The sequence below is a fragment of the Gillisia xinjiangensis genome, from assembly GCF_046298265.1.
Taxonomy (GTDB): Bacteria; Bacteroidota; Bacteroidia; order Flavobacteriales; family Flavobacteriaceae; genus Gillisia; species Gillisia xinjiangensis.
Genome location: NZ_JBKAHK010000086.1, coordinates 1 through 577, shown reverse-complemented (window position 1 = coordinate 577; position 577 = coordinate 1). Strand labels below are relative to the sequence as shown.

The 577-nt window shown below is 64.1% G+C and carries 1 protein-coding gene; it reads right to left on the bottom strand.

Features of this window, described 5'->3' with window-relative positions; translation table 11 throughout:
* Positions 1–577: UvrD-helicase domain-containing protein (locus tag ACKGJN_RS16610; RefSeq protein WP_409540682.1), on the bottom strand; the 577-nt coding region annotated here is incomplete at both ends.

Genomic DNA, 577 nt, shown 5'->3' with positions numbered 1-577 from the left:
AGGCTTCGCGTGCCAGGAGGTAGGCCGCCACATCGGCGCCCCGGAAACGGTAGATTGCTTGCTTCGGGTCGCCGACCAGGAAGAGCGCGCCGGGCCGGATCCGGAAATCCTGCCAGTTGTCTCCAGACGCCCCCTCTGGCGGCTCACCACAAAGGCGCCAGAAGATTTCGATCTGGTGGGGGTCCGTATCCTGGAACTCGTCGACGAGAACATGGGCGAAGCGGGCTGCAAGTGCCTGGCGGACCGGCTCGTTGCCTCGCAGCAGGTCACGCGCCGCAAAGATCAGGTCATCGAAGTCGAGGAGCGCCGCCGAGCGCTTGTAATCCCGGAAGCGATCGACAACCGGCGCCAACAGGTCGGTGAGATCTGCCAGAACGGGCGTGGCGATGGCCTGCTTCATCTCGTCCCAGGCTGTACAGCAAGCGGTGTAGTGCTCGTTGGCCGCATCATTCAGGCGGCCACCATCGGCCTTCGAGAGGCCCGCCTGTTTGGCCGCCGCCTCCCACTTGCCCTTCTTCTGAAGTTTCCGGAAGCTTCCAGCCTGGGTGCATAGATCCGGATGGGGGTTTGCCAGCAG